This is a genomic window from Dietzia sp. NPDC055343 (genome assembly GCF_053645265.1).
Genome location: NZ_JBSHMJ010000137.1, coordinates 1 through 1,767 on the forward strand (window position 1 = coordinate 1; position 1,767 = coordinate 1,767).

Here is a 1,767-nt window from a genome sequence, read left to right on the forward strand (position 1 = left end):
GACGGGGCCTACGTCTGTGATCGTGGGTCGATCAGGCCTTGTCGGCGTCGTCGGCGTGGGTCGTGTCCTCGGACACGGCCTCCGCGGTCTCGACGGCGGTCTCGACCTCGGCCTCGTCAGCTGCCTCGACCTGGTCGGCGACCGGGCTGTTGGCCTCCGCCTCGGCGGTCACGACGTCGGCGGACTCCTCGGCCGGCTTCTCCGAGGCCTTCTTCGAGGCGGCGGCGCGGGTGGCGCGCGAGGCCTCGGCGGAGGCGAGCTCCTCGGTCACGAGCGCGATCATCGCCATGGGCGCGTTGTCGCCCTTGCGGTTCTCGAGCTTGATGATCCGGGTGTAGCCACCGTCACGGTTCTCGACCCGGGGGCCGATCTCGGCGAACAGCTTGTGCAGCACGTCCTTGTCGCGGATGACCTTGGCCGCCTCGCGGCGGTCGGCCAGCGTGCCACGACGAGCCTTGGTGATCAGCTTCTCCGCGTAGGGACGCAGCAGCTTCGCCTTGGTCTCGGTGGTGCGGATGGCATCATGCTCGAACAGCTGGGTGGCCAGATTCGAGAGGATGAGCCGCTGGTGGGCGGCGGATCCGCCGAGGCGGGCGCCCTTCTTGGGCTTGGGCATCAGATTCTCCTAGGAATTTGTGTGCCGAGCGCTCGTCAGAGCTGCTCGGTCTCGGCGTAATCCTCGCCGCCCTCGTCGGTCCAGGTCCCGGTCTCGGCGTCGTAGCCGGCAACCGAGGCGGGATCGAATCCGGGAGGCGCGTCCTTGAGCGAGAGGCCGAGCTCGACGAGCTTGACCTTGACCTCGTCGATCGACTTCTGACCGAAGTTGCGGATGTCGAGCAGATCCGACTCGCTGCGCGCGACGAGCTCGCCCACGGTGTGGACGCCCTCACGCTTGAGGCAGTTGTAGGACCGCACCGACAGATCCAGGTCGTCGATGGGCATGCCGTAGGCGGCGATGTGATCGGCCTCTGCCGGGCTGGGCCCGATCTCGATGCCTTCCGCCTCCTCGTTGAGCTCACGGGCCAGCCCGAACAGCTCCACGAGGGTCTTACCGGCGGACGCCAGGGCGTCACGAGCGGTCATCGAGTTCTTGGTCTCGACGTCCAGGACCAGACGGTCGAAGTCCGTGCGCTGGTGCACACGGGTCGCCTCGACCTTGTAGGTCACCTTCAGGACCGGCGAGTAGATCGAGTCGACCGGAATACGGCCGATCTCGTGACCCGCGTCCTTGTTCAGCCCGGCGGGGACGTAACCACGACCCCGCTCGACGACGAGCTCGATCTCCAGACGCCCCTTCTCGTTGAGAGTGGCGATGTGCAGGTCCGGGTTGTGCACCTCGACGCCGGCGGGGGGAACGATGTCACCAGCGGTGACGACGCCCGGTCCCTGCTTCTTGAGGTACATCGTGACCGGCTCGTCCTCGACGGACGAGACGACCAGGCCCTTGAGGTTCAGGATGATGTCGGTGACATCCTCCTTCACGCCCGGCACGGTGGTGAACTCGTGCAGGACACCCTCGATGCGGATACTGGTGACGGCCGCGCCCGGGATGGACGACAGCAGCGTACGACGCAGCGAGTTGCCGATGGTGTAGCCGAAGCCCGGCTCGAGAGGCTCGAGCACAAAGCGCGACCGGTTCTCGGAGATGACCTCTTCGGTCAGGGTGGGCCGCTGGGAGATGAGCATGTGCTACCTCTTTCGATTCTCGGCGCCCGCTATTTGACGCCGTGGGAACCCACCGTCGCCGGGCGGGCTGCGTTACGCGGC

2 protein-coding genes are annotated in these 1,767 nt (G+C 66.9%); both read right to left on the minus strand.

What is annotated here, in order from left to right:
- Positions 1-31: 31 nt before the first annotated feature.
- Positions 32-616 carry a 50S ribosomal protein L17 gene (gene rplQ, locus ACWIE7_RS19130; protein WP_454070325.1) on the minus strand — a complete coding sequence of 195 codons (585 nt, stop codon included), beginning with the start codon at positions 614-616 and terminating at the stop codon, positions 32-34.
- Positions 617-651: 35 nt separating this feature from the next.
- Entirely contained in the window at positions 652-1,686 is a 1,035-nt protein-coding gene (locus ACWIE7_RS19135; RefSeq protein ID WP_230928211.1) for a DNA-directed RNA polymerase subunit alpha, read from the minus strand.
- Between the last annotated feature and the right edge of the window lie 81 nt (positions 1,687-1,767).

Bases quoted from the DNA above. Each gene is read 5' to 3' on its own strand.
- rplQ (WP_454070325.1), bottom strand. From the start codon at position 616: ATGCCCAAGCCCAAGAAGGGCGCCCGCCTCGGCGGATCCGCCGCCCAC.
- ACWIE7_RS19135 (WP_230928211.1), bottom strand. From the start codon at position 1,686: ATGCTCATCTCCCAGCGGCCCACCCTGACCGAAGAGGTCATCTCCGAG.